At 64.6% G+C, this 26,793-nt stretch carries 28 protein-coding genes and 1 pseudogene; 9 read left to right on the forward strand and 20 right to left on the reverse strand.

Annotated features, from left to right (window positions below; all coding sequences use genetic code 11):
- Positions 1–27 precede the first annotated feature (27 nt).
- Both DTQ71_RS18825 and DTQ71_RS18830 read left to right on the forward strand, forming a co-directional pair.
- Positions 28–3,321, forward strand: coding sequence for a DUF499 domain-containing protein (locus DTQ71_RS18825; RefSeq protein WP_245947652.1), 3,294 nt, complete (start codon positions 28–30; stop codon positions 3,319–3,321).
- Positions 3,322–3,552: 231 nt separating this feature from the next.
- Positions 3,553–3,834, forward strand: coding sequence for a hypothetical protein (locus DTQ71_RS18830; RefSeq protein WP_109565859.1), 282 nt, complete (start codon positions 3,553–3,555; stop codon positions 3,832–3,834).
- A gap of 30 nt (positions 3,835–3,864) precedes the next feature.
- Here the strand turns inward: DTQ71_RS18830 and DTQ71_RS24680 are convergent, their stop codons facing one another.
- From DTQ71_RS24680 to DTQ71_RS18860, 6 genes are all read right to left on the reverse strand, one after another.
- Positions 3,865–4,101: an HGGxSTG domain-containing protein gene (locus tag DTQ71_RS24680; protein ID WP_109565860.1), complete on the reverse strand. Its 237-nt coding sequence runs from the start codon at positions 4,099–4,101 to the stop codon at positions 3,865–3,867.
- Between the two features lie 7 nt (positions 4,102–4,108).
- A complete protein-coding gene (locus tag DTQ71_RS18840; protein ID WP_174900364.1) occupies positions 4,109–4,651 on the reverse strand; it encodes a hypothetical protein in 543 nt (180 codons plus the stop codon).
- Positions 4,648–5,154: a hypothetical protein gene (locus tag DTQ71_RS18845; protein WP_109565861.1), complete on the reverse strand. Its 507-nt coding sequence runs from the start codon at positions 5,152–5,154 to the stop codon at positions 4,648–4,650. Before DTQ71_RS18845 ends, DTQ71_RS18840 begins: the two co-directional genes overlap by 4 nt.
- Positions 5,151–7,109 (reverse strand): hypothetical protein, encoded by a 1,959-nt coding sequence (locus DTQ71_RS18850; RefSeq protein ID WP_109565862.1) that lies wholly within the window; start codon positions 7,107–7,109, stop codon positions 5,151–5,153. The genes DTQ71_RS18845 and DTQ71_RS18850 overlap by 4 nt, the downstream gene beginning before the upstream one ends.
- Positions 7,106–7,300: a hypothetical protein gene (locus DTQ71_RS18855; protein ID WP_109565863.1), complete on the reverse strand. Its 195-nt coding sequence runs from the start codon at positions 7,298–7,300 to the stop codon at positions 7,106–7,108. The genes DTQ71_RS18850 and DTQ71_RS18855 overlap by 4 nt, the downstream gene beginning before the upstream one ends.
- 208 nt (positions 7,301–7,508) lie before the next feature.
- A complete protein-coding gene (locus tag DTQ71_RS18860) occupies positions 7,509–7,694 on the reverse strand; it encodes a helix-turn-helix transcriptional regulator (protein WP_109565864.1) in 186 nt (61 codons plus the stop codon).
- Positions 7,695–7,962: 268 nt separating this feature from the next.
- Here DTQ71_RS18860 and DTQ71_RS24965 point away from each other — a divergent pair, with 268 nt between their 5' ends.
- Positions 7,963–8,130 carry a transposase gene (locus DTQ71_RS24965; protein ID WP_109565930.1) on the forward strand — a complete coding sequence of 56 codons (168 nt, stop codon included), beginning with the start codon at positions 7,963–7,965 and terminating at the stop codon, positions 8,128–8,130.
- Here DTQ71_RS24965 and DTQ71_RS24970 read toward each other — a convergent pair.
- The 7 genes from DTQ71_RS24970 to DTQ71_RS18900 form a co-directional block, all read right to left on the reverse strand.
- Positions 8,082–9,677, reverse strand: coding sequence for a DUF7178 family protein (locus DTQ71_RS24970; RefSeq protein WP_425452109.1), 1,596 nt, complete (start codon positions 9,675–9,677; stop codon positions 8,082–8,084). The genes DTQ71_RS24965 and DTQ71_RS24970 overlap by 49 nt on opposite strands.
- Positions 9,678–9,691: 14 nt before the next feature.
- Positions 9,692–12,496 (reverse strand): ADP-ribosyltransferase-containing protein, encoded by a 2,805-nt coding sequence (locus tag DTQ71_RS18870; protein ID WP_109565865.1) that lies wholly within the window; start codon positions 12,494–12,496, stop codon positions 9,692–9,694.
- Positions 12,475–12,702, reverse strand: coding sequence for a hypothetical protein (locus DTQ71_RS23635; protein ID WP_109565866.1), 228 nt, complete (start codon positions 12,700–12,702; stop codon positions 12,475–12,477). The genes DTQ71_RS18870 and DTQ71_RS23635 overlap by 22 nt, the downstream gene beginning before the upstream one ends.
- A gap of 188 nt (positions 12,703–12,890) precedes the next feature.
- A complete protein-coding gene (locus DTQ71_RS18880) occupies positions 12,891–13,670 on the reverse strand; it encodes a hypothetical protein (protein ID WP_109565867.1) in 780 nt (259 codons plus the stop codon).
- On the reverse strand, positions 13,670–14,983 hold the full coding sequence (locus tag DTQ71_RS18885; RefSeq protein ID WP_109565868.1) for a tyrosine-type recombinase/integrase: 1,314 nt from the start codon (positions 14,981–14,983) through the stop codon (positions 13,670–13,672). The genes DTQ71_RS18880 and DTQ71_RS18885 overlap by 1 nt, the downstream gene beginning before the upstream one ends.
- Before the next feature lie 430 nt (positions 14,984–15,413).
- On the reverse strand, positions 15,414–15,644 hold the full coding sequence (locus DTQ71_RS18890; RefSeq protein ID WP_211317158.1) for a hypothetical protein: 231 nt from the start codon (positions 15,642–15,644) through the stop codon (positions 15,414–15,416).
- 165 nt (positions 15,645–15,809) lie between these two features.
- Positions 15,810–16,034, reverse strand: coding sequence for a hypothetical protein (locus DTQ71_RS18900; protein WP_211317159.1), 225 nt, complete (start codon positions 16,032–16,034; stop codon positions 15,810–15,812).
- 36 nt (positions 16,035–16,070) lie between these two features.
- On the opposite strand from DTQ71_RS18900, the gene DTQ71_RS23640 reads away from it, so the two are divergent.
- Entirely contained in the window at positions 16,071–16,211 is a 141-nt protein-coding gene (locus DTQ71_RS23640) for a hypothetical protein (protein WP_170125498.1), read from the forward strand.
- A gap of 279 nt (positions 16,212–16,490) precedes the next feature.
- The gene (locus DTQ71_RS18905; RefSeq protein WP_211317160.1) at positions 16,491–16,862 is read left to right on the forward strand and encodes a phage terminase small subunit P27 family; all 372 of its coding nucleotides are present in this window, start codon (positions 16,491–16,493) and stop codon (positions 16,860–16,862) included.
- Between the two features lie 115 nt (positions 16,863–16,977).
- Here the strand turns inward: DTQ71_RS18905 and DTQ71_RS18910 are convergent, their stop codons facing one another.
- On the reverse strand, positions 16,978–17,895 hold the full coding sequence (locus DTQ71_RS18910; protein WP_245947653.1) for a DUF429 domain-containing protein: 918 nt from the start codon (positions 17,893–17,895) through the stop codon (positions 16,978–16,980).
- A gap of 323 nt (positions 17,896–18,218) precedes the next feature.
- On the opposite strand from DTQ71_RS18910, the gene DTQ71_RS18915 reads away from it, so the two are divergent.
- The 3 genes and pseudogenes from DTQ71_RS18915 (at position 18,219) to DTQ71_RS18920 (ending at position 19,435) form a co-directional block, all read left to right on the forward strand.
- Positions 18,219–18,740: a recombinase family protein gene (locus DTQ71_RS18915; protein ID WP_245947654.1), complete on the forward strand. Its 522-nt coding sequence runs from the start codon at positions 18,219–18,221 to the stop codon at positions 18,738–18,740.
- A gap of 21 nt (positions 18,741–18,761) precedes the next feature.
- A pseudogene (locus tag DTQ71_RS24685) lies at positions 18,762–18,917 on the forward strand (recombinase family protein); the annotation flags it as partial.
- 173 nt (positions 18,918–19,090) lie between these two features.
- On the forward strand, positions 19,091–19,435 hold the full coding sequence (locus DTQ71_RS18920; protein ID WP_109565871.1) for a hypothetical protein: 345 nt from the start codon (positions 19,091–19,093) through the stop codon (positions 19,433–19,435).
- A gap of 201 nt (positions 19,436–19,636) precedes the next feature.
- On the opposite strand, the gene DTQ71_RS18925 is transcribed toward DTQ71_RS18920, so the two are convergent.
- The 6 genes from DTQ71_RS18925 to DTQ71_RS18950 are packed head-to-tail and all read right to left on the reverse strand — an operon-like array spanning position 19,637 to position 25,607.
- Complete coding sequence (locus DTQ71_RS18925) at positions 19,637–21,127, reverse strand: fumarate hydratase (RefSeq protein WP_109565872.1); 1,491 nt, start codon at positions 21,125–21,127, stop codon at positions 19,637–19,639.
- The gene (citF, locus tag DTQ71_RS18930) at positions 21,124–22,617 is read right to left on the reverse strand and encodes a citrate lyase subunit alpha (protein ID WP_109565873.1); all 1,494 of its coding nucleotides are present in this window, start codon (positions 22,615–22,617) and stop codon (positions 21,124–21,126) included. The genes DTQ71_RS18925 and citF overlap by 4 nt, the downstream gene beginning before the upstream one ends.
- Positions 22,618–22,626: 9 nt before the next feature.
- The gene (locus DTQ71_RS18935) at positions 22,627–23,430 is read right to left on the reverse strand and encodes an HpcH/HpaI aldolase/citrate lyase family protein (protein ID WP_109565874.1); all 804 of its coding nucleotides are present in this window, start codon (positions 23,428–23,430) and stop codon (positions 22,627–22,629) included.
- A gap of 10 nt (positions 23,431–23,440) precedes the next feature.
- Entirely contained in the window at positions 23,441–24,190 is a 750-nt protein-coding gene (locus DTQ71_RS18940; protein ID WP_109565875.1) for an SDR family oxidoreductase, read from the reverse strand.
- A 10-nt stretch (positions 24,191–24,200) separates the two neighbouring features.
- A complete protein-coding gene (locus DTQ71_RS18945) occupies positions 24,201–24,641 on the reverse strand; it encodes an ester cyclase (RefSeq protein ID WP_211317161.1) in 441 nt (146 codons plus the stop codon).
- A gap of 18 nt (positions 24,642–24,659) precedes the next feature.
- On the reverse strand, positions 24,660–25,607 hold the full coding sequence (locus DTQ71_RS18950; RefSeq protein WP_109565876.1) for a glutathione S-transferase family protein: 948 nt from the start codon (positions 25,605–25,607) through the stop codon (positions 24,660–24,662).
- A 230-nt stretch (positions 25,608–25,837) separates the two neighbouring features.
- On the opposite strand from DTQ71_RS18950, the gene DTQ71_RS18955 reads away from it, so the two are divergent.
- Positions 25,838–26,788, forward strand: a complete 951-nt coding sequence (locus tag DTQ71_RS18955) for a LysR family transcriptional regulator (RefSeq protein ID WP_109565877.1) — start codon at positions 25,838–25,840, stop codon at positions 26,786–26,788.
- Positions 26,789–26,793: the final 5 nt, after the last annotated feature.

Here is a 26,793-nt window from a genome sequence, read left to right on the forward strand (position 1 = left end):
AGTGCACGCCAGACCGTTTTCGAGGGCATGGAGCTGCTGCCCAAGGGCCTGCAACCGTTCGTGATGCAGCGGCTGGAGGTCGCCTTGGGCAAGGGCTGGCCGCAGGACGTGATCTCGCGCTTTCCCGAGTGGCGGCCGGAGCAGAACGGGAAGTTCAGCCTCGACACGCAGAAGCTGCTGAAGATCATGGAGCGGCTGTGGAACGACGCGTTCCGCGACGTGCTGGACCGCACGCATCGCTCGATCGTCAACGAGCTGGTCGATGTGCGCAACAAGCTCGCCCATGACGGCAAGTTCTCCTACGACGACGCCGAGCGCGCACTGGACTCGATGCGGCGCCTGCTGGAGGCGGTGAGCGCCGGCCAGAGCGCCGAGGAAATCGGCAAGATGCGCGACACGATCCTGCGCACGAAGTATCGAGAGTTGGCCCGCTCGGAGGAGCGCAAGAGCAACGTCTCAACGATCTCGACCGAGACGGTTTCGGGCCTTCTGCCCTGGCGGGACGTGGTGGAGCCGCACCAGGACGTCGCGACCGGCGAGTTCCAGCAGGCCGAGTTCGCCGCCGACCTCGCCAAGGTCCACAACGGCAGCGCGCCCTACGAGTACAGTGATCCGCGGGAGTTCTTCAGCCGGACCTATCTGACGGATGGTCTGAGCCGGTTGTTGGAGGGCGCGGCGAAACGGCTATCCGGCCAGTCCGGCGATCCGGTCGTCGAGCTGCAGACCAACTTCGGCGGCGGCAAGACGCACTCGATGCTGGCGCTCTACCACATGGTCGGCAAGACGCCGGTGCACGACCTGCCGGGCCTGGACCAGCTGCTCTCCGAGAAGGGTCTGAGCGTTCCGGACACGATCAGCCGAGCCGTTCTGGTGGGCACGTCGCGCGGCCCGCAGGATGTCATCCGGCTGGATGGTGGTCAGGAAATCCGGACGACCTGGGGCGAGCTTGCGTGGCAGCTGGGCGGACAAGACGCGTTCGACATGATCGCCGAGAACGATGCGCGCGGGATTGCGCCTGGGTCAAACCTGCTCGAGGCGATCTTCAAGAAATGCGCGCCGAGCCTGATCCTGATCGACGAGTGGGTCGCCTATCTGCGCCAGATCTACAAGGTCGAAGGGCTGCCCTCTGGCTCCTTCGATGCGAACCTTTCATTCGTTCAAGCACTGACAGAAGCCGTGAAGGCCTCGCCGCAGACGCTGCTTGTTGCCTCTCTTCCTGCGTCCCAGATCGAGGTTGGTGGCGAAGGCGGACAGGAAGCATTGGCGCGGCTCAAGCAGACCTTCAGCCGTGTGGAGAGCTCATGGCGCCCGGCCTCGCAGGAAGAGAGCTACGAGATCGTGCGGCGCCGACTCTTCAAGGAGATCCCCGGCGACAAGTACATGCATCGGGACAACACCCTGAAGCAGTTCGCCAAGCTGTACCGTGAAAGCCCGAACGATTTCCCCCAGGGCTGCGCTGACGAAGATTACCGCCGCAAACTCGAAAAGGCGTATCCGATCCATCCGGACCTGTTCGACCATCTCTACACGGCGTGGGGATCGCTCGACAAATTCCAGCGGACGCGCGGTGTGCTGCGCCTGATGGCACAAGTCATCCACGAACTGTGGATGTCGGGCGATCCGTCTGTGATGATCATGCCCGGAAGCGTGGCGATAAGCTCCGCTCGTGTCGAGCCTGAGCTGCTCCACTATTTGCCAAATGCCTGGCAGGGGATCATCGCGGGCGACGTAGATGGAATGAACTCCACCCCATACAAAATCGACCAATCCGCTCCCAACCTGAACCGCTACTCGGCGACCCGTCGTGTCGCGCGGGCGGTATTCGTCGCGACAGCGCCTACCGAGGGCCAGCAGAACCGCGGGATCGACGACAAGCGGATCAATCTCGGTGTCGTGCAGCCTGGCGAAAAAGTAGCAATTTTCGGTGACGCGCTCCGCCGGCTGACGAACCAGGCGAAATTCATGCACAGCGACCTCGGTCGCTACTGGTATTCGATGTCGGCGAGCTTGAATCGCGTCGCCTCGGACCGGGCTGGACAGCTGGAAGAGGCCTTGGTTCTGGTCGAGATCGACAAGGCTCTGACAGGCTACATCAACGGCCTAGCAGATCGAGGTCATTTCGACGCCGTTCAGGTTGCCCCCGATAGCTCCTCAGAAGTGCCCGACGAAGCCGGCGGGATTAGGGCTGTCGTTCTGGGCGTTGCGCATCCGCATACAGGTCGCGACGGCTCCGATGCGATGGTCGAAGTCAAGGACATCTTACTGCAGCGCGGAGCGACACCCCGCGTCTATCGAAACACGCTCGTGTTCCTTTCAGCAGACAGTCGCCAGCTGGAGAACCTGAAGGAGGCCATGCGGTCGTCGCTTGCATGGGATGGGATTGTCAGAGACGCCGATACTGGACGTTTGGACCTGAAGACGAGCGACATCGCGCTGGCGAAGGATAAGGCGAAGGAGTCCCGAGAAACAGTTCATACTCGGCTTAAGGAGACTTGGTGCTACCTGATCTATCCTTATCAAGACACCGCACAATCGGACGTCGAACTAACGTCAGCACGCATTCCCGCCCAAGACGGCGTTCTCGGCCGTGCAAGTAAGAAGCTCGTGAGCGATGAGGCACTGTTGCCAGAAATTGGACCCGAGCGCCTCAATCGCGAGCTGGAAAAGTACATTTGGAGTGGGAAGAAACACCTGCATCTCAAGGATCTCTGGGAGTACCTGAATCGTTACACCTACCTCCCTCGCCTGAAGAACCGGGATGCACTGACGAAATCCGTCCAATCAGCTGTGTCGGGAATGCTTCCCGGCCCATTCGCCTATGCCGAACGGTGGGACGAAGCATCCCAATCCTACGCCGGCTTGGCGATCGAGAAATCATCGAACGCACTCGTATCGATTGACAGCGATTCTGTCATTGTGCGGCCGGATATCGCAGAAGCATATCGGCCAAAACCTGCAGCAGCTCCGGAGCAGAGTGGGCTCGGCTCCGGATCAGATACTGCGACGGCTAGTTCTGACGAAGGCAGCAGTGCGCCAGCTGGTGCGGCAGCAGGTCATCCCGGCAGTGGATCCGAGCCAGAGGCAGAGACAAAACCGAAGCGATTTGTCGGTACCGTCATGCTATCGTCAGACCGACCGGCACGCGATATGCATCAGATTGTCGAAGCAATCGTTGAACAGCTCACGACGCTTCCCGGAGCGGAGGTTTCGCTGCGGCTGGAGATCGATGCCGAGGTCACGTCCGGACTTGATCGCGCGAAGGTACGAACGCTCTTGGAGAACGCGAGCACTCTGGGTTTCATCGATAAGGTGGTGAACTGATGTACTACAAATCCGCAGGCCGCACGCCGCTGAATGCTCCTCACTACGATCAGCCTGCCCGTGCGAGTGAAGTTTTGGCTATTTGAGGCGCGAGTTAAGCCTAACGAAGGATGTCTCGTCACGACTGTACCGAGAGCGGCCACACCAAAACCCTCAGGCACAATGTCAATTTCACTAACCAATTTCCCAGATCGTCTTCTCAATGGAGAACGGAACACGAGAGGAAGTGTGATGAAGCTGAGGCCTGGCGGGGCCAATATCGGGGTTGAGTGGGGCTATGACATCCATGAGATTACGCTCACGCCGCAAAGTTGGTCGCGGGTGCGGTCGGGCAGAGCTCTCCGGATCAGAACGAGAAGCGTCCATGAAGGAGTCGGCCAATGGGAGTACTGGAATTTCTCGGGCGGACTCGATGGCGACCTCGTCGTCGAATATGGTGAAGACTGCGTTGTTGGTTTCGAGGGAAAGCTAATCGACGCTATCATTCAAGAGCATTACGATGAAGGTATCTGAATATTTCAGTTCTCTCGGCCCAGCTAACCACTATCTGCTGTCCATCTCCCTGATAAGCTCCTGCATCAAACGGAGAAGCCCTGCGATTTCTCGCCGCTCCGCGACAGCGTCGGCCGTGTAGCGACCGTGCTTGCGGGCGTTGTTGTTCCCGATCGGCGCGCCCGGGGATTTGCCACCGTGCATCCGGCAGCGGCCGTTTGGCATCGCGGGCGACCGGCACGGGCCGCCGTTCCGCGTCCGCGCACCGCAGCGCGGAGTCAGGTGCATCGGCAGACTACTTTGCAAGGGGTTGTTCCTCAGATCCGTTCACGCCCCCACCCCCGGGTCGCTCGATGTTGCCGACCACGGCCTGACCACCTGCATGGACATGAACGTGTTCGACGGTCACCTTCTGCTGGCCCTTCCCGCGATGCTTGTTAAGTGCATCCAGCAGCGTCGCCCAGGTTCGGGATAGCTTGTTCGCCTGGTTAAGATTCTCGCGGCGGCCCTCGAAGGTCTGCTCTCCGATCATGGCGCGCCTGTAGCACTCCATCGCGGCGTTGTGGGAGGCGATCAACTGCGCCGCCATCATCCCCTCCAACTCGTCCGTCGGCGCGATCCCATTCAGAGCGGCGACCGTTGCTGCCAGGCGGCGCCTGCGCTCGTCATCTCCTAAGTTCTTCAGCCATAGGCCGTCGGTCGCCTGCATCGCGAGGACGGTATTCCAGTCGTCCGATTGAGACCCGCCAAGGGCCTTCAGAGCACCCTTGTGATCGCCCGGAGCGTTCGCGACTGCGGTCTTTGCTGCCTTCTCACCCTTTGTCTTATGCGTTGTCATGTCGTGCTGCTCCTGATTGTGATCCCCATCGTCGCGAGGGCATCTGTCGCCTCGGTTTTCCTGCGGGCGTGCCAATCCTCCCAACATCGGTGATGCAGCCAGGCATGGCCCTCCGCCTCAGTCCCACAGGGCAAGAGCGGCTCATGGTAGTAATCCGCTTGGCCGCACAAGAGGCACTTTTCCGGCGATGCGCGCACCGAATGGCGATTGAGCCATTCCGCCACGCAGCAGGCACGTGCGAGAGCTTCGGCGGCCTGCCGGGACAAGCCGCCGTCGAACTCGGCGATGGCAGCGCGTTCGTCGAAGAGGACGCGCCATTCATCCGCGGGCCAGTCTTCAACCTCAGTTCGAAGGATCGCGACCACTCCGGCCTTGTTTCGAACGAGGAGATCAAGAACGGTCGGTGAGTGCGGCACCGACGCCTTCAGCACCAAGCCCTGCCCATCGACGCGCAGCTCCAAACGCGCGGAACGTGCCACTTCTAGCGCTTCAGCCGCGCTCATAGCCTTCCCTCCAACCCGGCTGCGTTTCCTTTTTCTGGACCAGATTGAGGAGCGCAGTCTGCGTCCGCAGCGTCCGCAGCGACCTCTCCTCTTGGTTTCAAGTGTTTAGCGCGGGCGGTATGCTCAGCTCCGATATGCAGATCGTCCGCATCACCCGCCACCGTCCGCGCGGCGCCATGGCCGAACCCATTTTCACTGCACGGCTTTTCTCCGGCTACGGACGAAGCGGACGCTGCGGACGGTCGCGTCCCCCCATTTTTCTGGCTTGGCTGGTTTGTGGCCGCCGTAATCCGGATCATTCGGGTGCGTGCGCGGCCTTCCCTGTAGTAGTCGATCTCGATGCCGACCTTTCTTAGAAAGGTGGCGGCGCGGCGGAGCCACCCGGACAACGTGCGTGGGCTGTCGGGCCAAGTCTTGGACTTGGCGACGCGCTCCCCGACCGCCTCCGTGAGAGCGCTCAGAAGTTCAGTGGCAGTTCCCGTCCACTCCGTCCGCTCCCGCATGGTGGCACGCAACGCGGTAGCGACCGGATCGGCATCTATCACCCCCTCGACAGCCTCGTCCCGATTGCCGCTATAGGCAGACCAGAAGGTGCCGGTGGGCCAGAGGGCCGACTCGCAGGCAGAGGCCCAGAGCGCGAAGTCCGCCATGCGCGGATGCTTCGGAAGCTGGGTTTCCGGCAGGCGCCGTAAGCCTTCCGCAACAGCGTCCAGCAGCACACCGAGGATGCGGGGCCGTTCCGCCTCGAACGCAGCCCAGAGTTCCGCCTCGGGTCTTCGGTACTCCTCTGGGATCGCCTCGAGCGTCAGGAAGACCGCGCGATCCGCAAGGTCGGGCCTGGTCACGATGTCCTCGATCCCGTTCAAAATCATCGGTCGCGCGGCCTGGAAAAGCACCTCGTCCTGGTCGGTGTAGAGCTGGCGCACCGCGAACCCACCGCCCGTTGCCAAGCGGCAGAGCGTGTCCGAGATCCAGCCCGGCAGGGCTGAGACATTGTCGAACGCCAGAACGTGACCGTTGCTGGCAGCGATGAACAGATCGCGGTCTTCGCGCGGCAGGGCGCGGAGCGGCGCTCCGTTCGGGTCGAGCAGCGCTCGGAGGATCGCCGAGAATGTGGACTTGGCAGATCCCTGCTCTCCCGAGAGCACAAGCGCGGGATAGGGCCCGCACTCGCGAAGCACCGCCATCGCCCAGGCGACGACCAGAACGAAATCCTCGTTGGACTTGACGTTCAGGAAGCGACGCAACGTTTCGATCGAGCCGCCGCGCGTCGGAACGGGCAGCGGCCTCATGCCGGAGGCCCGGCGGAACCGGACCGGTGGGCTTTCGACAACCTGCCACCCAGATGCGTCGATCTCGACCGCGCGCCAGGCATCATCGCCGAGATCGAGATAGAGGCGGTCTCCGTAACGACCGACGCGATTGAAGACCGGCCGCTCCGGCCCGTCGTAATGTGCCTTTGCCTCGATAACGTTCAACGCGGACACCTGCGCCTCTGAACTCGGCGCTCCACCGGTCTGTTCGAAGTACTGCTGGGTCAGCCAGCGGCGAAACCCCTTGCTCCGCACAGGCCAGGTCTCCCTGTGGTCCTCGATCCTCAGGTCCGCAAAGGCAGTGCCGTCAGGGGTGTGGAACAACTCCGCGGCTGCCGTGAACTCAATCAGGATCTCGGCCTGCGTCGGGCCGCGACCGCCGCCGCACTCCCTGGCCATGGCCTCGTCCAAGGCCGTAACCCGGCATCCCGCTTTCTTGAGCCGGAAGCGAAGGTCCTCGAACCCGGCACGGTTCTCTGTCTTCAGCGCGATGAGGCACTTCAGAACATCCGGCGCGAACGGCGCACCGGGGTCTTCCGCCGCCCGGTCAACCAGCCCGTCCAGCAGGTTCAGGGTTTCGTCGGCTCCCACGGTCGCATCGCCGTGCGGGTCAAAATCGTCTGGCTGCAGCTGCCCGGTCATTTCACAGTTCCCTCGATCATGGACAGCCGCAGGAGCAGCAGGTCATCGAAGTCCGTCCCGCGCGGCGGCCTAGCGATCGGCAATCGTCGGCCTTGCGAACTCCAGCGGCGAGGAAAATCACCCGCTGCGGCTCCAAAGGCGTCGTCGCAATCGGCCGCTAAGATCGAGGTCAGGTCGCGAGCGTCAGTCATCGGCTCCTCCCCAGATGAGCGCGGCCACCAGTTCGGCCTGCTTCAAGGTCAGCCCATGGCGTTGTCGCAGTCGGGCTATTCGAAAGGACGTGCCTCGGCAGTCCTTACATGCTATGAAATAGGCGCTTTCAGCTTTGGCGTTGATGAGCATCCCAGCCCCGGCCGCGCCCGCCACAGGCGCGCCGGGGCTCTCTTTGCGGGCCACTCGTCAGGCCGCCCGCGTTTCGCGGCTCTCGAGCCATTCGTTGATGTCGTTTTCGCGCCACGCGACCATGCGCGCTCCCAGCTTCACGGGTTGCGGGAACTCGCCCCGCTTCATCCAGTCGTAAAGCGTTGAGCGAGAGAGCCCCGTGCGCGCTTCGACTTCGGAGCGACGAATGAGCCTGTTGGACATACCGTGTTCCTTTCGGGTCCGTTTGTGGATGCCCGGAAGTTGGTCCAACGCGTTTGGCCAAGCTTAGCCGGTTTGGCCAACTTTGTTCATGCCGCTCTCCCGATCAGCCGACGGCACAGGATTCATCGGCATCAACAGCCTTCTGAGGAAGCCGCGCGACTTGTGGGTAACTGCAAGCCGATCGGGACCGCCTGCCTGAACTTGGCCTGACCCCTTAGGAGACGTGCGTAAGGACGTCGTTAGGGACGTCGCTTGCGCTGGGGTGCGGATGCGGGGCGAGGTTCTGGACGGGGTGGAGCGCCGCCTGCGGTGGTCGGACGAGAAGAAGCTCCGGATCCTGATGGAGGTTGGGCTCCGGAGCGCGACACTGACGGATGTGGCTCGGCGTCATTCAGTGTCGCGGTCGCAGCTCGACAAGTGGCGCCGGGAGAACTGAAGCGGCACGGGGCGCTGCGGCCGCCGGAGGGCTGGCCAGTCTTCGTGCCTGTCGCGCCGCCATTGCTGGCTGCGCCGGCGGTCGAGCCGGTCCCGCAGCGCGCCCCCGCCTCCAGTCATCCGGTCCAGGGCGGAGCGGTTCGCCGCGGCGAGCTCCTCCCAGAGCGAGCGGTCGGGGATGTGCGCGGTCTGGGTCTGCTGGGCGGCAGCGGCGCGGCCGGCAGGGGAGCGGGACAGCGCGGGGCGCTGGAACCGAACCGAGGACTCGTTCAGTCCTTGATCTGGAACGGCTCCGGCAACTCCGCCTCGTGCTCCGCCGTCCACTCGGATGGCAGATTGTCCGGGTACGCCAGTGCCAGGTAGGTCTCGCGCGTAAGAGGCATCTGATACTCCAGCATCACCTCCACTATCGGGTCCGTACCAGCTAGGGTCTGCAATTCCTCCCGCGAGATCATTGATCTTTCTCCTTGCGTCCTCGACAGAGATAGTCCCTTCGCGGAACTCGTTCCAGATCGCATCGGCCGCCGCAACGTTTTTCGCGCGCTTCCATTTCGCGGGGAATAGGCCGCGCACGGCCTCCCAGGTGATCGACTGCATCTCCCGGGCGAGGATGCCTCGCTGCGCCGCCGCCTCGCGGTAGGCGTCCGCATATACACCGTAGGTGCCCTCAGCGCCCGAGACACCGCTCTTCTTGGACGCGATCCAGCCCTTCGGCTGCTTCTTCTTCTCGGGAGACGAGCCGAAGTTGTGATGAACCTCCGCCGATGCACCCGAGAGCGGCCGCAGCAGACCAGCCGCGACGGCATGGGTGTCGATGGTGACATCTCCATGCGGGCTGTTGGGCGCCAGGATGTTGTTGAAGAAGTTGCGGACCTTGTGCCTCTCGCCCATGCTCCGAGAGACGTTCTCGTAGCTCGGGTCGCGAATGACCGCGATGGCCTTGCCGATCTCGGTGTTAGACCCCCACGCCACCTTGCCGCTGGGCTCGCCGATGAACTCGCCCTCGGCGCTCACCACGCGGTATGCGCGGTCGTGGTACGTCTCATCGTAGACGCGGACCCACGTCGCTTGAATGGCTGCTCGCTCGTCTTTGATGTCGGTCAAAGACTTGCCTCTCACCGCATCGACGAGCGGCTTGTGGTCGGGCTTGCGGTAGATGCGTCGCGCCGTTTCCGCCATGGCGTCGGTCCACGGCTCGCCGGACTTGAACGCCATGATGTCGAGGACGCGCTCCGCCAAGGAGACGTTCTGGTACCAGTCTTTTTGCGGCGACAGCGCGGCGAGAGCGCCGGCGATCGAGTGATCCGGTACGCCATAGCGCTCCGACCATGCGTCCGTGATCCGGCGCGCGCCATCATACCAGCGCTTCGACTGGCTGCGGATCTCGGCCGGCACCTGATCGTGCAGCCACAGAAGGTTGCCGACGACGTGCTGCTTGAACTCGTCGAACACCTTGTCCGGGTTGCGGACGCGGCTCTCCTTCGGCCAGTTGGGGTAGGAGCGGACGACGGTGGAATTGTGTAGCCATGCCGCAGGTGTCGCGCGCATGGCGTCCGCCGAGATCACCAGCCGCTCGGCGATCGGATCTTCGGTCGATCGCTTCTGCGTCGGGAACCGCGTGGAGATGCGCCTGGGGTGATCGCCGGGGAGCAGCGCGGGGCCCTGGAAGAGGACGCGCGGGCCCATGCCGCGGATCGCAGCTGCACGCGCGCCGTCTTCGCCCCGGTCATAGGTGACGATCTCGAGCCCCGCCTCGCGCAGCGTTGCCACGCCATCGCCCCCGGCGCGCGGACCACGCTCGTCTCCGCCCCGCGCGCCGCAATCCGGCCCGCCACGATCCGCCCGAAGATGTCCTCCGGCGTGTTGTATCCCGCGCCGGTCAGCGCCCCGCGGATGGCGTCCAGCACGCGCCGGATCTTCTGCAGCGCCAGGCCGACCATGCCGCGCGGCTTCTCCTGGGCCGACGCCCACGCGCCGAACTCCTCGGCGATGGCCTCCTCGATCTGCTCGAACGGGGCGAGGTCGGGATAGCGCGCGCGGATGTCGTGCTTCTCCATCCACTCGTCGGCGGCCGCCTTATGCAGCGCGGTCCACTCCGCGTCGGTGAAGGCCTTCATGGCCCGCAGCGCGTGAATGACCTCGTGGTGCAGCGTGGCCGTCGGGTCCAGGGACGCACCGATGACGATCTCGCCAGCGCTGATCCCGTCGTTGATGAAGGCGCCCTGCCAGCCTTCGGCGCGCGCATCGACGCGCAGGTTAACGCGCTTCAGACCGGCCTTGTCGAGGGCGGCGCGCATGGCGGGGAGCGCGCGGGCGAGGGCGTCGGGGTCGGGCGATCCGTCACCTTCCTGCATGCTGATCCGCGGATCGCCCGCGTCAAACGTGTCCCGGTTGAACGTGCTCTTGACCTGCTCCGGCTCGAACGCGACGAACACGTCGGTGAGGACGTCGCCGCCCGGCCCGAAGCCCTCATCGCGCGCGTTGCGGATCACCAGCCCGTCATGGCCGCCCTCCTTCGCCTTCGCGACGATCTCGGCATAGGTGTCAGCGCGGTATTCAGCGCCCTCGACATCGACCTCGAGCGGGTTCTGGATGGAGAGGTAGACCGGCATCACGGTGCCGTCTGGCTCCACCGCGCTCATGCCCACCGTGCGCAGCATACCCTCACTCGCGCGCCGGTAGAGGCCGCCAGTCAGCGCGTTGATCGCGGCCAGGAAGCGGTTGTCTCGGTAGGCGTCGAACCCGGCGGCATAGGTGGATGCCACCTCGGGCGAGGCGGAAAAGAAAAACCCCTCACGCGCATCGGCTGCGCCGGTCGCGCTGCCGCTCCGGGCCGGGTCGAACGCCTCAAAGTCGCCCGCCGTCGTGCCGTGGTAGACGACGCGCGGGTTGCCATCGGCGTCGGTGACGGCGCTGTCGCCGAACCACTGGCGGAAGGCGTCGGTGCCGAACGGCTCGGCTTCCTCGAAGAGAGAACCCTGGCGCGGGTCTACGGGGCGGGGGCGGCCTCGGCGTCGGGGCTGCCGCTCTGCATCCGGGCGATCTGCTTGCGGGCGCTGTCCATCTCCATCCGAACGATCTCGCGCGCGCTCGGCTCCTTGGTCTCGGCCATAAGGGCTTCCATCTCGCGAAGGAAATCCTTCCATGTCTCCAAGTCGGCGAACGGGCTCGGCGGGTCGATCAGCATTGGCGAATCCTAGTCTCTGCAACTCCCGACGCACCTCGCGCCGGGCTTGGTCATGAGCGGCGTCGAGCCCAGCGATCTGCTCGAGATCGTTCCTGCCCTGCCTCTCGGATATAATCACTCCCTCGTCGTGGAGAACCCGCATCGCGGCATCGCTCTCGATGACAGCGAGGGCATTCGACACCTCTGTCGGGTCCGCCCCCTCATTGACCCGGCGCGTGAACTCCGCCTGCAGGATCTGATGGGCCGGACCTGCCGCAAAACCGCGAAGATCGCGAATGGTCGAAAAGGCGTAGGCCTGTGCCTTGCCAACGGTGAGCGTGTTGTTGACGCCCTGCATCAGCAACGCGCGCCCATTCGGAGTCATTTCCGCACGGTAGGTCGATCCATCGGTCCCGTGAGCGTAGACAACTGCGATGCCACCATGCGCCAGGGCGGAGATGTCGGACGACGAGAACGAAGTCCCACGCGGGTGCGTGTGGTGGAAGACGATCCCGGCTTCCGGGTCAGTGACCGCGGCCACGGCAGGCCCGAACCCGATTGAGCTTCGCCCACCGGACCCGATCGCGATCACGTCGCCGTCGCCGTTGACCGCCAGGGCGTACTCGCGCGCCCGCAGGTTGGTGGCGCCACGGCCTCGGAGCCACTTCGCCGCATCATCTCCGGCCTGGTCCTTGCGGATGTCTGGCATGGTGTGGTGCATGGTGTCGAGGCCGTTGACAGACGCGGTGGCCCCAACAAAGCGTGCAAGACGCGGGTCGCGCTGCCCCTGCCTTTCCGGCTCCGCCTGCGCCAGAAGATCGCCCTGGGCGCCCCTTCCGAACAGCGTATCCTCGTCATTCTCGACCCGCTGCTGGTCGCCGCGGCGCATCCGGCTCTGCCGCTGCCACGCGTCGATCTCCGCCCGGTCGCGCGCGTTGTCCCGCCCGCCGGCCGGGGCGCCGCCGAACAGGTCATCCTGCTCCGCCAGCGCCGCAGTGACGTCGCGCTCCAGCCGGGCCGGGAAGACCCAGCCCTGAGCGCCCTGGTTCCAGATCGGGCGAACCCCGACGTCGGAGAAGACCTCCGCCGCCTCGCGCGGCACGCCCCGAACGATGACCGAGCGGTCGCCGTAGGGCTCGACGAACGTCGCCTCGGCGTCGAAGAGGCCGGGGCCCTGGTCTACGTCTTCATCTGGCCCCACGGCTTGGTCGGCATCGTCCGGCCCTGCTTGGCGTAGGTCTCGCCCACCTGCTTCAACAGGCGATCCTGCTTCACGTCCTGCGCCGCCCGGTCGGCCGCCGCCTGAAAGATCTCCGGCGGCATTTCGGACAGCGTCGACAAATCGGCCTGATACGGCCCGGAGGGAATCGCCGCCCGCGAGGGCTTGGGCTGCTTCGGTGAGGGCATCGCTGATCGGTCCTTTCACGTTCGCCTGCGAGGTCAGGAACTGCATCGCCGCCTCGTCCCCGCTGAGACGCGCCGCGTTGGCGTCCTGGTCCAGCTGGTTCCCAGCAGAGGTGATGGCTTCGCCGCGCTCGGTCAAGGTGCGGAACGTCGCCCGAGCCTGTTTGGTCCGCTTCAACTCGATACTGAATCTAATCCAAGCTCTCAGCCCTGATAGCGGGAAGGTCGCGTCGGATTGAACGCTCGCTGATATCGATGCCGTACTCGTCCTTCAATCTCCGGATGAGGTACTCTGATAGTGCCTTGCCGGTCAATTTAGTCTGTGGAAGCATGGTCCGAATGGCATCGCGCCGCTCAGCCGCTGATGCTCGACTCGACGTAATGGCTTTTGAACGATGCTGATCGAGAACCCGACGCTGCTTTCGGCCGGTCGTTATAGCCGGAAGATGCAAACCATGAAAACGAGCCTCAGTTCGGAGTTCCCCGAGACGGGCGGCATCCCATAGCGCCGCCTGCTCTGTCTCGGCATCGAGTATCGTGCGAATGACGTTCGCCTCTGCAGCAAGCCAGTACGCCTGTGTCCCGCGCCTCGTCCTCTTACAGGTGAAGTTTAGGCCGAGTTCGGCCTTTAAACCGCGGCCCCACCATTCAGGCTCAGGGACGTCGCACTCTACGCGGAGTTCCGGCCAAATTTCCCATGTACGCGCCTCGTCCTCCTCGGAAAGGGCGAACCAAACGCTGTCGTCTTCCTGGCTGACTTCGACCCGGTTCATGAGTGGCGGCCAGCCGTCGTCCTGAAGGATAATTCCTATTTTTGTAAACCGGAGCGCAAGTGCGTGGCGAAATTCGATCTCCGGACTAGTGTTGGCGCCCTGTACTCGCTCGACGACGCGATGGTAGGTAAACATTTCGTCGCTACCGAGCGTGTGAGCGGAACGCCCAGAGCCCGTGTCATCTTTCTTGTCGCTCACTATGACACTCCATTCATCCGAACAATCCGGACAGGATCTTCGCCGCCTTCCAGCACGCGCGCCCAAGCCGCCATCATATCCCGCCTCCGGTCGAGCATGTCGCTGCGCTGATAGGCGCGCTCCACCTCCGACCCGATGAAGTGTGCAAGCGCGATTTCGGCCATGTCGCGGGGATAGCCGCGCTCCGCCGCCCATTGCCGGAAGGTCGAGCGGAGCCCGTGCGGCACCGCAGGCCGCTTGTTGACCGGGTCGAGATACCCGGCCTCGCCCGTCTTCTCCTTCGCCGCCTGCATCCGCCGCATCACGGCGCTGATGGACATGTCCGACAGCATCCCGCCCTTGGGCGCGAAAAATACGTAGGGCGAGCCGTCCAGGCGCGGCAGGGCCTCCAACAGCGCCACCGCCTCCGCAGTCAGCGGCACACGGTGCGGGCGCCCGTTCTTCATCCGCGATGCCGGAATGGTCCAGACGCCCCCCCGTGTCGCGGAAGTCGCGGGAGTCGCGGCGTCCCCAAGGTCGAGTTCGTCCCACGTCATGCCCCGCACCTCGCCCGAGCGGGCGGCGGTCATCGTCAGGAAGCGGAGCGCCTGAGCCGCCATCCCCTCGCGCTCCGACAGATCGGCCCACCATGCCGAGACGTCCCCCAGCGCCAGAGCGGGCTGATTGCCCGACTTCGCGACCTTCGCGGGCTTGGGCAGGGTCTCGGACAGGTTGCCCCTCCACCTTGCCGGGTTATCGCCCGTTCGGTGTCCGGCGACGGTCGCCCATGACAAGACGTTCTCGATACGGCCCCGGAGGCGCGATGCGGTCTCCGTCTTGTCCTGCCAGATCGGTTCCAGCACGCGCAGCACGTCCTGCACCGAGATTTCGGAGACCAGCTTCGGCCCCAGCTTCGGCACGGCATAGTTATCGAGGGTCGAGCGCCATTGCTTACGGTGCTTCTCGTTCCGAAACTCCGACAGCTTGGCCGCAAGGTATCGGTCCACCGCGTCCGCAAAGGTCATGCCCTCCCGCACCTTCCGCTTCTCGGCCAGAGGGTCGCCGCCCAGCATCGCCTGGCCGCGATTTTCGAGCGCCACCTTGCGCGCCATCGCCAAGGTTACGGCAGGCGGGCTGCCCAGCCCGAGTTCGCAACGCTTGCCGCGAATGGTGATGCGCTGGACCCATTGCCGTGAGCCGTTCTTTGCCACGCGCAGGAACAGTCCTTGGCCGTCGAAATACTTGCCGGGCTCCGCTACGGTCTCAACGAAGCGCGCCGACAGCGCCTTGTCCGGCTTCCTGCTGTTCGACTGCACTATTCCATCCCCCGGCATATCCCCCACCTAAACGTGGATTGCCTCGGACTATGGCGGAACGTCCCGCACAAGGGAAGGTACGTATGGCCCTTAGATCATGGACATATTCGGACTACACCGGATGGTGCCGGATTTACCTATGGCGGCCTTCCTGTCCGCCACTTGCCCTCGCGAAAGCGTTCTCCCGAACCTGCTGTGGTCGGATTTTCTTTTTGTTTTCGAGGGTTCTGCGGTAGGGGCTGAGCACCGGCCCCGGGGCCTGGAGGCTCGGAGGCGGTCTCTCAGGGCCGATATTCTCCGGGGCTGTGAACCGCTTCGCATCCGGCGCACAGCACCAAAACACTGAAACGCATACATTTTTTCATGCTGCACCCGCATGATAGTTGTATTTTCCTTTCGCCTTGCGAGCGCACCTGAAATTCAAATGCCTAGCGACCTCCTCAGCGGTTCACTCAACAGGATCTGCCTTCTGGGCCCGGCGGAAGATTTCACTGGCGAGGTGCTCGTGCGCCGCGGCGCGGAACTGCTTGTCCGTCATCACACGAGAGAAAATTTCCTCGTTGCCCTCCATGCGGTCGATGAACAACTCGTCTAGCATCCGCTCAAGATACGACGAGAAATTTGCCAAGTTGTTCGCACGCGCAGCTTCCACGATCTTCTCGTCCTGTTCAGCGCTCATTGTAGTACACGTCAGTGTAGTTGCAGAGCTGAACTGGCTCCTCATGGTCAGCAATTGTCTTGTCGACATTGCTGTTCCGGACTCCGGCGTAGAACTTTAGCTTCTCCAAGCGCCATCCAGCGGGAAGCGACCCGTAGGCCTGCTGAACCTTTTGGGGCACGGTCGTCATTTCACGAGCCCTTCAAGCAGCCCGGCGATTTCGCCCTCCAGCCCGGTAATGTCGGCCTCGATCTCGTCCAGCGGGCGTGGCGGCTTGTAGACATAGAAATGCCGGTTGATCGGGATCTCGTAACCGACCTTGGTCTTGTCGAAATCCACCCAGGCATCCGGCACATGCGGCAGCACCTCGCGCGCCATGTAGTCCTCGATTGTGCCACGGAATGCCGCCACCAGCCGGTCGTTGGGCTTGGCCGTGTGTGTCTCGCGATGGAACTCGATGCTCGCTACGTCGATGTTGCCATCCGGCGTTGGCAGGGATTCACCGGCGAGGAGGCGCTTCTCGAAGACGATGGGCGGACATTCTCGGGGATCGAGGCCGCGCGACTGGAGGAGGGGGGTGGGGGGTGAATCTTTGGGACCTTTTCATTCGGGACCGGCGGTGGGAGTTGTTTTTTCTCGGTCGCGATATTCAGGATGGGGGTGTCAGTCGCAGTGGAGGTGGACGTACGGCTTGTCGGCGCGATAGGTGCAGACTTCTGAATTCACCTTTATGGAACTGAATGGCGGAAATGACGGTTTAGGAGTGAAGCGATGCGAGGTTGAAAGCCAAAACCGACGGCCCTGAAGATTGTTGAGGGCAACCCCGGGAGGAGGCCCCTAAACGAGCTCGAGCCCGTACCGCCGTCGATGCTTCCAGAGTGTCCCGACCATCTATCCGACGAGGGGAAGAAGGAATGGGATCGCCTCGCACAGATCCTGAACGATATGGGCGTCCTGACCGAAGTGGATCGTGCCGCCATGTCCGCCTATTGTCAGGCCTATGGCCGGTGGGTCGAGGCCGAAACCAAACTTCGGGAAACTCCGCTGTTGCTTAAGACGCCGGCCGGCTACGTGCAGCAATCACCGTGGCTTTCGATCTCCAACAAGCAGATCGAAATCATGACCAAGCTCATGCCCGAATTAGGGCTGACGCCGTCGTCTCGGTCCCGACTTGTTGCGCACGCCCACACTGGGAGCGCGCGCTCGAATAGAGATGTTGCGAGCAAATTCTTTACCTGACGGGTTCAACGAGAAGCCAAGGCGTCACCTGTTGCGACGAACGCCGTGCACGACTGTGCAGTGTTACCTACGCCGACTGGAGACTAAGCGCGCCAAAGCAGGTGTCAAAGCAGCACTATTCAGCCTGCTGTCCGAGGATCCAACCTTCCCATCTTTCGATTGCTGGATCTCTCGGGTTGCCCGGCTCCAACCGCCCCTCAACGACATCCAGCATGCCAAGAAGGCCAACGAGTGCATCGAATGGATCCTCACCAGTAGGCCCGGGGCCAAACCCATCCTCAATGAGACTGCCGAGCCCGGGCTCGAAATCGACGTCTCTCGCCTTGAGCCAGTCGGTCAGCGATCCGGCGACAGATGCGCGACCTTCCCGTCTGCGCTTGCTCCAAGGCGGCCTCCTTGGGATGCCGATCTGGCCGTACACGTCTCCGGGATAGGTTTCAGCCACAACGATGTCGTTCGTCGCGAGAAGCCGATCAAGTTCACCGTCAAACGGCCAGAGGCCAATGCCATCGATGTTCGGGGCGATCACCTCTTGCCATCCGGTGATCGCGCCTTTTCCGACCTGGTTTCCACCTAAGGTCCAGAACAACATGCAAGCAGCTGGACGCGTGGCTGTACCGTGTTCACACCGACGCAAGAGCGCATCTGGTGTAGGGGCTCCCAGTCCGGTCAGCAAATGGTGTCGTTTTCGGCCGCCAGGGCGCATCGGATAGAATGGCCGAGCGACCGATATTTCGGCGGCGTCTTCACAGACAGAGTACCAATCCGACCAGCGGCCAGTCCCAAAGGATCTAAGTGCTGTCCGAAAGTCTCCGAGCCCCGTTGCCTCGCCGTAGAACGCTGGAACACCAATCGGGAAGTCAAACCCCAGAAGCAATGCGCCGTCATGAAGGGCGCGGTTCTTGAGGGTATCGAAAAGTCTATCCGTTCTGCCTACTGCCTCGGGCAGAGCGATTTCCCACTTGCCGTCCGATCGTCTTGCCACTGCCATGCTGCGCTTTTTCGGATCCTTGCTCCAGTCGCAGTGGGCCACGATGCTCGGCCTTGAGTTATTCTTCATTGCGTCATGCCGTATGCTTTGGAGTTATGTCGCCACAATTGTTTTTCCTAGTATTGCCTGATCTGAAGCCCGCTTCCAAAATTTCTTACGGACAACTTCTCGATTGGCTTGCCCCAATGTAGTGATGCGGTTTTAGTCTTAGTGCATGATGGGTTTGTGAGCTACCGTCGGTTTTGTTGGCGAAGCGGCTCCGGATCATCGTGCGCCCGCCTTTGGACCGTCGTCCTGAGTCGACTACGAGATGAGGCCTCGGTCGATGTACAGACCTGCGCAACGAACGTTGCGCAGGTCTGTACATGGTCATCCCCCCTGCCCCACCGCTCCGCCTCGTGGCCTACGAGCGCGTCTCCACCGCCCGGCAGGGCCGCTCCGGGCTGGGCCTGGAGGCGCAGCGGGCCGCGATCGATGCCTTCGCCGACGCACGCGCTGCCACGGTCCTCGCCCGCTTCACCGAGGTCGAAAGCGGCGGGAAGAACGACCGCCCCGAACTCGACAAGGCGCTCACCCTCGCCCGCCTCACCGGCGCGACGCTGGTCATCGCCAAGCTCGACCGCCTCTCCCGCAACGCCGCCTTCCTGCTCACCCTGCAGGCGAGCGGCGTGTCTTTTCTCGCCTGCGACATCCCCGAGGCCAATGACCTCACCGTCGACATCATGGCCCTGGTGGCCCAGGCCGAGCGCGAGGCCATCTCGCGCCGCACAAGGGAGGCGCTGGCGGCGGCGAAAGCCCGCGGTGTGAAGCTCGGCACCCCCAACGGGGCAGCCGCCCTCAGGCGGGCCGGCAAGGGCGGCAGCGCGCTTCAACAGACCGTCCGGTAGAATGCGGATGTCTTCGCCGAGAACCTCGCCCCCGTCATCACGGAGGTCCGCGCCGCCGGCCACACCACCCTCCGCGCCATCGCCTCCGAACTCAACCTTCGCGGCATCCGAACGCGCCGCGGCGGACAATGGCACGTCTCCACTGTCAGGAACCTGCTGAGGCGCTTCGAGCGCTGAATTGCGGATAAACCTCAGGCACCACCAAGGAAAACTGTGCGCTCTGGTCCCTGAAGCAGGGCTTCGACGGGCCCTCCACCGCCTGCGAATGGCGCACGAATTCCGGCACCGGCCGCGTCAATGTCGATCTGCTGAACTGGGAAGCGCTGCATCCCGGTCCCCAGATCATCCGCATGCGCTGCAAGGTCGAGACCTATCCCGTCCCGAAGGTCTGGCTCCTGGTCAACACGGTCTTCGCGGACCCGATGTGGGAGCTCTTCGTCGACGTCACGCCGGACGGCACCGCGCCCGCCGATCGCATCGGGGCCCACAGCCGAGAATGGTCGGACGTCTGGGTCGAGGAGCACCCCTCGCACCCCGGCTGGATGTTCCTCAAGGCACGGCTCGATCTGACCGACGCGGCGGATGTGGACGGGTCCTTCACCGTGCACATGACCGACGCAGATCAGAGCGACGCGCTGTTCCCGCTGGATGATTTCACGATGGTCAGGGTGCAGGATCTGACGGTTGAGACATAATAACACCCAGCCGCGCTCGAAATGGCTCGAGCGATATCCGCGGCGCCCTCGGCGGCATCTCCGCCCCCATTGTTTCAATCGTAACCGCCATCTGGCGGCGAACCATCTCGACGATGACAGCCGTGCCAATCGTCCATCCGCCATGCGCGGAGGACGATCAAAGTCGGCGGTTTCCGAGATGCCACGGCGAGGGGAAGCCCGTTATCGCCTCCACTTTCTCGGTCCGGTTTGATGGATCGAGTTGCCGTCGACATCGACCGCGACGGTGACGGGCATGTGCTCGACCCTGAGCTCGTATATGGCTTCCATGCCGAGATCCGTGAAGACGACCGGACGCGCGGCGCGGATCGCCTTGGACACGAGATAGGCCGCGCCGCCCACCGCGATCAGGTAGGCGGCCCTGTGGCGCCGGATCGCCTCGATGGCGGCGGGCCCGCGTTCGGCCTTGCCGATCATCAGCTTGAGGCCGGTCGCGTCTAGGATCCGGTCGGTAAACTTGTCCATCCGGGTCGACGTGGTCGGCCCCGCCGGGCCGATGACCTCGTCGCCGACGGCATCCACCGGCCCGACATAGTAGATCGCCCGGCCGCGCAGATCGACGGGCAGAGCCTCGCCCGCATCCAGCATCGAAACCATGCGCTTGTGCGCGGCGTCCCGCCCGGTGAAGAGCGTGCCCGACAACAAGAGCGTCTCGCCGGGAACCAGCGAAGCCACGACATCGTCCGTCAGGGTATCGAGATCGATCTGTCGCGCATTCGCGCTGGCCTTGTCGAGAAGGATCTCGGGCCAGTCGGAGAGATCCGGAGGATCGAGGCGAACAGGTCCGTTGCCGTCCAGCGTGAAATGCACATGGCGCGTCGCCGCGCAATTCGGGATCAGACCGACGGGCAGAGACGCGGCATGGGTCGGAAAGGAGCGGATCTTGACGTCGAGCACGGTGGTCACACCGCCGAGGCCCTGCGCCCCGATGCCGAGCGCGTTGACCCGGTCGTGGATCTCCAGCCTGAGGGCCTCGGTCCGGTTGGCGGGACCGCGCCGGCGCAGCTCCGCCATGTCGATGGGATCGTTGAGCGCCTGCTTGGCCAGCGCCATCGCGCGGTCGGAAGACCCGCCTACCCCGATCCCGAGAATGCCCGGCGGGCACCAGCCGGCGCCCAGCGTCTCGACGGTCTCGACCACCCAGTCGGCGATCGAGGCAGAAGGGTTCAACACCGCGAATTTCGCCTTGTTCTCGGAGCCGCCGCCCTTGGCGGAGACGTGCACCGAGACGGTGTCGCCCGCGACGATCTCGGTCGACAGCATCGCGGGCGTATTGTCGCCAGAGTTGCGCCGCTCGCCCAGCGGGTCGACCACGACCGAAGCGCGCAGCGGGTTTGTATCCAGCCGGTAGGCGCGCCGGGTGGCCTCGTCCACCGCCTCCTGCAGCGAACCCGAGAGCGCCAGCCGGGCGTCGTGACCGACCGACAGGAAGACATTCGCCGTCCCCGTGTCCTGACAGATCGGGCGATGCCCCATCGCGGCCATGCGCGAGTTCACGAGGATCTGCGCCATGGCGTCCTTCGCACCGGGGCTTTCCTCGTGCTCCCAGGCGCTCGCCATGGCGCGGATGAAATCGGGAGGATGGTAGTAGGAGACGTATTGCAGCGCGTCGGCGATGCTCTCGATCAGGTCTTCCTCGCGGATCACCGTCATCCGGTCTCCCCCTCTATGGCGCGGACCACGTCCGTCACCGTTCCATCGCGATATTCCGACACCGCAACGACGCGACCCTTGGAGCGCGGCGGCGTCGGCCGCGTGGCGGCGGCGGCGGCCTCGGCGGCGAGTTCCTCGATCCCCTTCACAGGCAGACCCGCTGCGCGCAGCCGCTCTCCCATATCGCCACGGCGCGGGTTCACGGCGATTCCAGCATCGGTCACGACAACGTCGATGGTTTCGCCCGGCGTCGTCAAGGTTCCGACCTCGGGCACGATCTTGGCAAAGCCGCCCGCAGTCAGCCGCGTGGTTATGATCGCAAGGCGCGATCCTGCCGCGGTGTCCGCGTGACCGCCCGAGCCGCCGATGATGAAACCACCGGCCTTGGTCGTGACGTTGACGTTGAAGCCGAGATCGACCTCGGTCGCCCCGAGAACAACGGCGTCGACGCGGTCGACGACGGCCCCGCCAAGATGTGGCGCTGCATAGGTCGCAGCCGACATGGACTGGTGGCGCGGATCGCTTTGATAGGAGCGCACCGCGTCGAGGTCGAAGCACTGCACGTCCATGAGCGTGCGGAACAGCCCGTCGTTCAGCATCTTGACGTGAAAACCGGTGATGCCGCCGGAACAGAAACTGCCCACGATCCCCCGCTCCGCCATGATGCGACCCACGACGGCTGCTGTAGCGAGCGAGATGCCGCCCGCACCGGTCTGGAACGAGAAGCCTTCGCTGAGATAGCCGCTGGCCGCGATGACCGCGGCGGCCCGTTCGCCGATGGCAAGGCTCGACGGGTCGGCGGCGGGTTTCGTCGTGCCCGATGCAATGCCGCCCGGATCGCCGATCCGGTCGACGACGACGACATGGTCGACCTTGCCCTGCGGGATGTCGGTCGGCTGAACCGGATAGGGCAGGAGGCAGTCGGTGACGGCGACCACGTGGCGCGCGACCTCGACATCGGTCAGCGGGTAGCCGAGCGTGCCGCAGGCGGTCTTGCCCGCGCGGCCGGAGACATTGCCCAGATCGTCCGCGGCAGGCGCGGCGACGAAGGCCGCATCGACCTTGAGCTGGCCGTGGTCGAGCGCGCGGGCCCGCCCGCCATGCGTGCGCAGGACGACCGCGTCCGACAGCGCGCCACGGCTGATCGCCTCGCCGACGGGACCGGAGATGAAGCTCGCCGAGATCCGACCGACGGTGCCCGAACGAATATGGTCCATGAGCGGGGCGTGCACCGGGAAGATCGAGGTCGCCGCCACGTGCAGGTCTTTCAACCCGCGCCGGGAAAGCGCGTCCATCACCATGTTCAGCACGCCGTCGCCGTTGCGCAGGTGATGATGGAAGGAGATCGTGGCACCGTCGGTCAACTCGCAGGCCGAGATGGCCGCATCGAGATCCGCGAGCAGCTTGGTGCGGCGGGCGCCCTTGTCACGAGGCGCCGCATGAGCGCGGATCGCGCCATATCCCTCGACTGTCACCGGAAGATCCAACATGCCGTTCTCCTATTCCGTGTTCGCCCGCGCGAGTATCCGCCGGGCGGCGTCCTCGACCGGTTTGTCGATCATGCGACCGTCGAGCGCGACAGCGCCGCGGCTGCCGCCATCGACCGCCGCAATGACGCGCCGCGCCCAGAGCACGTCGTCCTCGCCTGGCGAGAAGACGGCAGCCGTCGGCGCGACTTGCCGGGGGTGGATCAGCAGCTTGCCGCCAAACCCCAGCCGAGCGGCCCGTTTCGCGTCGCTGCGGACCGCGTCCTCGTCGAGCTCGGGCGTGACGCTGTCGACCGGCGCGTCGCGACCCGCGAGGCGGGACCGCCATACCAGCAGCTGCCGCGCGAGCAGAAGCGCTTCCCAATCCGTGGCCGCCCCGAGATCGAGCGCGAAGTCGAGATGCCCGAAAACGAGGCGGTTCACACCCGGCGCGGTGAGCAGCTCGTCCACCGCCTCGAGGCCGCGCGCCGTCTCGACCTGCGGCAGGAGCACGGCCCCGTCCCCTGCCCGCTCGCGCGCCTCGGCAAGGTCAGCGGCGCGTTCGGCCTTGGGCACCATGACGGCCGCCGCGCCGCAGGCCGCGACCGTGTCCAGATCCTCTTCCCAATGCGCGCTGCTGGCCGGGTTCACCCGGACCACCACCCGCGTCCAGTCGAGGTCCGCGGCGCGGATCGCGTCCCGCGCCGCGGCTTTCGCCTCGGGGCGCACCGCGTCCTCGAGATCGAGGATGACCCGGTCCGCACCGGAAGCGAGCGCCTTTGCAAAGCGCTCCGGCCGGTCGGCAGGCACGAAGAGATATGTAACCGGCACTCGCATTGGATTGGTCTCAGACCGTGCGCCCGCCGTCGACCTCGAGCACGACGCCGGTGATGAATCCGGCCTCGTCCGAGGCGAGATAGAGGCACGCGCTGGCGACGTCGCCGGGTTCGGACAGACGGCCCAGCGGCACCGTGGCGATGAATTTCGCCCGGTTTTCCGGCGTGTCCGGCACGCCCATGAACGACTCCAGCAGGCCGGTGGCCCCGATCACAGGCGCGACGCAGTTGACCCGGATACCGTCGGGCGCAAGCTCGACGGCCATCGACCGCGACAGCAGGTTCACCGCGCCCTTGGTCGAGTTGTACCAGGTCAGCCCCGGACGCGGCCGGATCCCGGCCGTGGACCCCACGTTGATGATCACGCCGCCGCCCTGCTCGCGCATCACGGGCACCGCGGCGCCCGACATGTGGAAGATCGACTTGACGTTGATCGCGTAGACTCGGTCGAACTCGTCCTCGGTGACCTCCAGCATGGGCTTGTTGCGATGGGTCCAGCCCGCGTTGTTGACCACGATGTCGAGCCGCCCACCGAAATCTTGTGCCGCCTCCAACGCGCGGGCGATGTCGGCGGCGCTGGTCACGTCGCCCACGACCGCCTGCGCGGCATCTCCGATATCCGACGCGGTCGCCTGCGCCGCGTCGCCGTTGAGGTCCAGGATGGTGACCCGGGCCCCCTCGCGCGCGAAGACCCGGGCGATTTCCGCCCCGAAGCCCGCGCCGCCGCCGGTGACCAGTGCGCTCTTGCCGTTCAGACGCATCGCTTCCGCCTCAGCCCAGCATGCCGATCTGGGTTTGCAGACCGACATTGTCGATGGCCGGCCACTGTTCTGCGATCTTGCCGTCTTCCATGCGGAAGAGGTCGAGCACCGGAACGTCGAAGCGCTTGCCGGTCGCCTGGTAATCGCCGAAGGCGCCGGAATGCACGCCCCGGAACTGCAGCCGGACGAGCACCTTGTCGCCCTCGGCCACGGTGTCCTGGATGTCCAGCTCGATCTCCGAGAAGGCGCCGAGCAGCAGGTCGCCCAGTTCCAGCACGCCTTCCGGTCCGACGACCTCGAAGGGCAGCGTCGTGTCGCGGCGCACGTATGTCGGCGCGACATTGGCGTTGAGCCAGTCGGCGTCCTTGGTGGCGAAGGCCTTGAAATAGTCCTTCGCGCGCTGGCGGTTGGCCTCGATGGTGGCTTGATCGGTCATGACGGCGTCTTTCATGTCTGGGGTCTTTCGGGATCAGGCTGCGGACTGGGCAGCGGTTTCGACGGGCAGGGTCTCGAAGCCGACCCTTGGGAAATGAACGTGGACGGTGCCCGTCTCAGGCGCATCGACCGCGACGACGACCTCCTGCGTATCGGCGGACACGAGCGTTCCGGAGACCGGCACGCGGGCGTTATCGTCCGGGGTGACGGTCACCGCCGTGCCGAGTTCGATCCCACTCGGGTCCGCGGCGGCCGCGAAGGCCGGGTCGGGCGTGGCGGCTTTCGCGGCAGCGACCGCGTCTTCCGGGCTCATGTCGGAGACGGTTCCATGGCCGATGGCCGCGATGCGATCCATCCACGCGATGACCGCCGGGCTCAGCCCGAGCTGCGCGTCGATCGCCTCGGCGCCGGCATTGGCGCGCAGGAGCCAGAGCGAATGGTAGCACGTCAGGTCGGCCGCGCTGAGCGCATCGCCGGTCAGGTAGGCACCGGTCCGGCAGAGCATGGAGTCGAGCCACTCGGCCAGCGCCGTCATCTGCTGGACGTATGCCGGCAGCATCGGGGCCATCGCGTCCTTCGAGATGTCGTAGCCGAGATAGTGATCCTTGCGGTCCTTCAGGAACGCCTCGGGCAGGTGCTCACCGATATGCGCCACGAGGACCCCGATGGCCGGCTTCCACGTCGCCCGGTCCCACCACAGCGACAGCGCCTTCGACACCCCCTCCCCTTCCGGGTAGAGCGACGGTTCGGGGCGGATGCGCTCGATCGCGCGGAAGATCACCTCGGTGTCGCAGTAGACATCTGCCCCGACCTGCAGCACCGGCACGCGGCGATAGCCGCCGGTCAGCGCGTCGAGCAGCGGACGCGGCGGCACGGCCTCGACCTTGACGGATTTCCAGGCCAGTCCCTTGTAGCCGAGCGCCAGCCGGATTTTCTCGGAAAACGGCGAAAGATCATAATGGTGCAAGATGATGTCGGACATCGATTTGGTCTCCTCCCGCGGTGCGCCGCAACGAACGGCTTCTTGGCCCACTGGATAACAGTCCGCCTGCGGCGGCGGTAAGACGGGTTTGATCGGGCCGTCATAGGATTTCGTTTTGACCTTGCTACAGACCGTGAGCCCGCCGAGCGTGAAGGACCCGCTTTCGACCCCAAAATTGAGCTTTTCCCGGAGAGCCATAAGAAAGTAGTATGGAACGGGGGAAGGCGCGAATGGACGTCAGGCAACTGAGATATTTCGTGGCTATTGCCGAGGAGGGCTCGCTGTCGGCCGCAGCCCAGCGGGTCAATGTCGCGCAGCCGTCGCTGTCGCAACACGTCATCGCACTGGAGCGGGAGCTCGACGTCAAGCTGCTCGAGCGCAGCCCGCGCGGCGTCTCGCTGACCCAATCCGGCGCGGTGCTGCTCAGCCATGCGCGCGAGGTCATCGAGGCGCTGGAGCGCACCGCCACCGCCGTCCGGCAGTCGGGCAGCGACCCGCAGGGCGATGTGAGCTTCGGCCTGCCCAGTTCCATCTCGATGGTCCTGTCGGTTCCGCTGGCCGAGACCGTGCGGCTCGAACTGCCGAAGGTGCGGTTGCGCGTGATCGACGCAATGAGCGGCTTCATCAAGACCTGGCTCGAAGACCAGTCGATCGATCTCGGCATGCTCTACGATCTCAGCTCGGTGCGGCATCTGAGCCACGAACAGCTGATGACCGAGGAGCTGCACTTCTTTTCGGCCCCCGATGCCTGGCCCTTCGAGAGCCGCGCAGGCTCGGCGGTGACGCTGGCCGAACTGGCCGAGGCCGAACTGGTGCTGCCCTCGCCGCATCACGGGCTGCGCATCATGATCGACCGGTTTCTCAAGTCGCATGGCGTGGCGCTGAACATCGCGACCGAGATGGACGGACTCGGACAGATCAAGACCCTCGTCGCTCGCGGCAGCAGCTATACGATCCTCGCGCCGGCCGCGGCGATCGATTTCGTCGAGCGCGGCGAATTGATCATGGCGCCCATCGTCGAGCCCCGGCTGATCCGGCCGGTCTATCTCATGCGCAACCCGTCGAAACCGGTCAGCCGCGCCAGCCAGGAGGTCGAGCGGCTTTGTCACGAGGTGATCCGGGATCTTGTCGCCCGGGGCATCTGGCAGGCGCTCGAACCGTCCGACAGCCTCGCCGGGTGAAGCGG

Source organism: Jannaschia seohaensis (genome assembly GCF_900116765.1).
GTDB classification, from domain to species: domain Bacteria; phylum Pseudomonadota; class Alphaproteobacteria; order Rhodobacterales; family Rhodobacteraceae; genus Jannaschia; species Jannaschia seohaensis.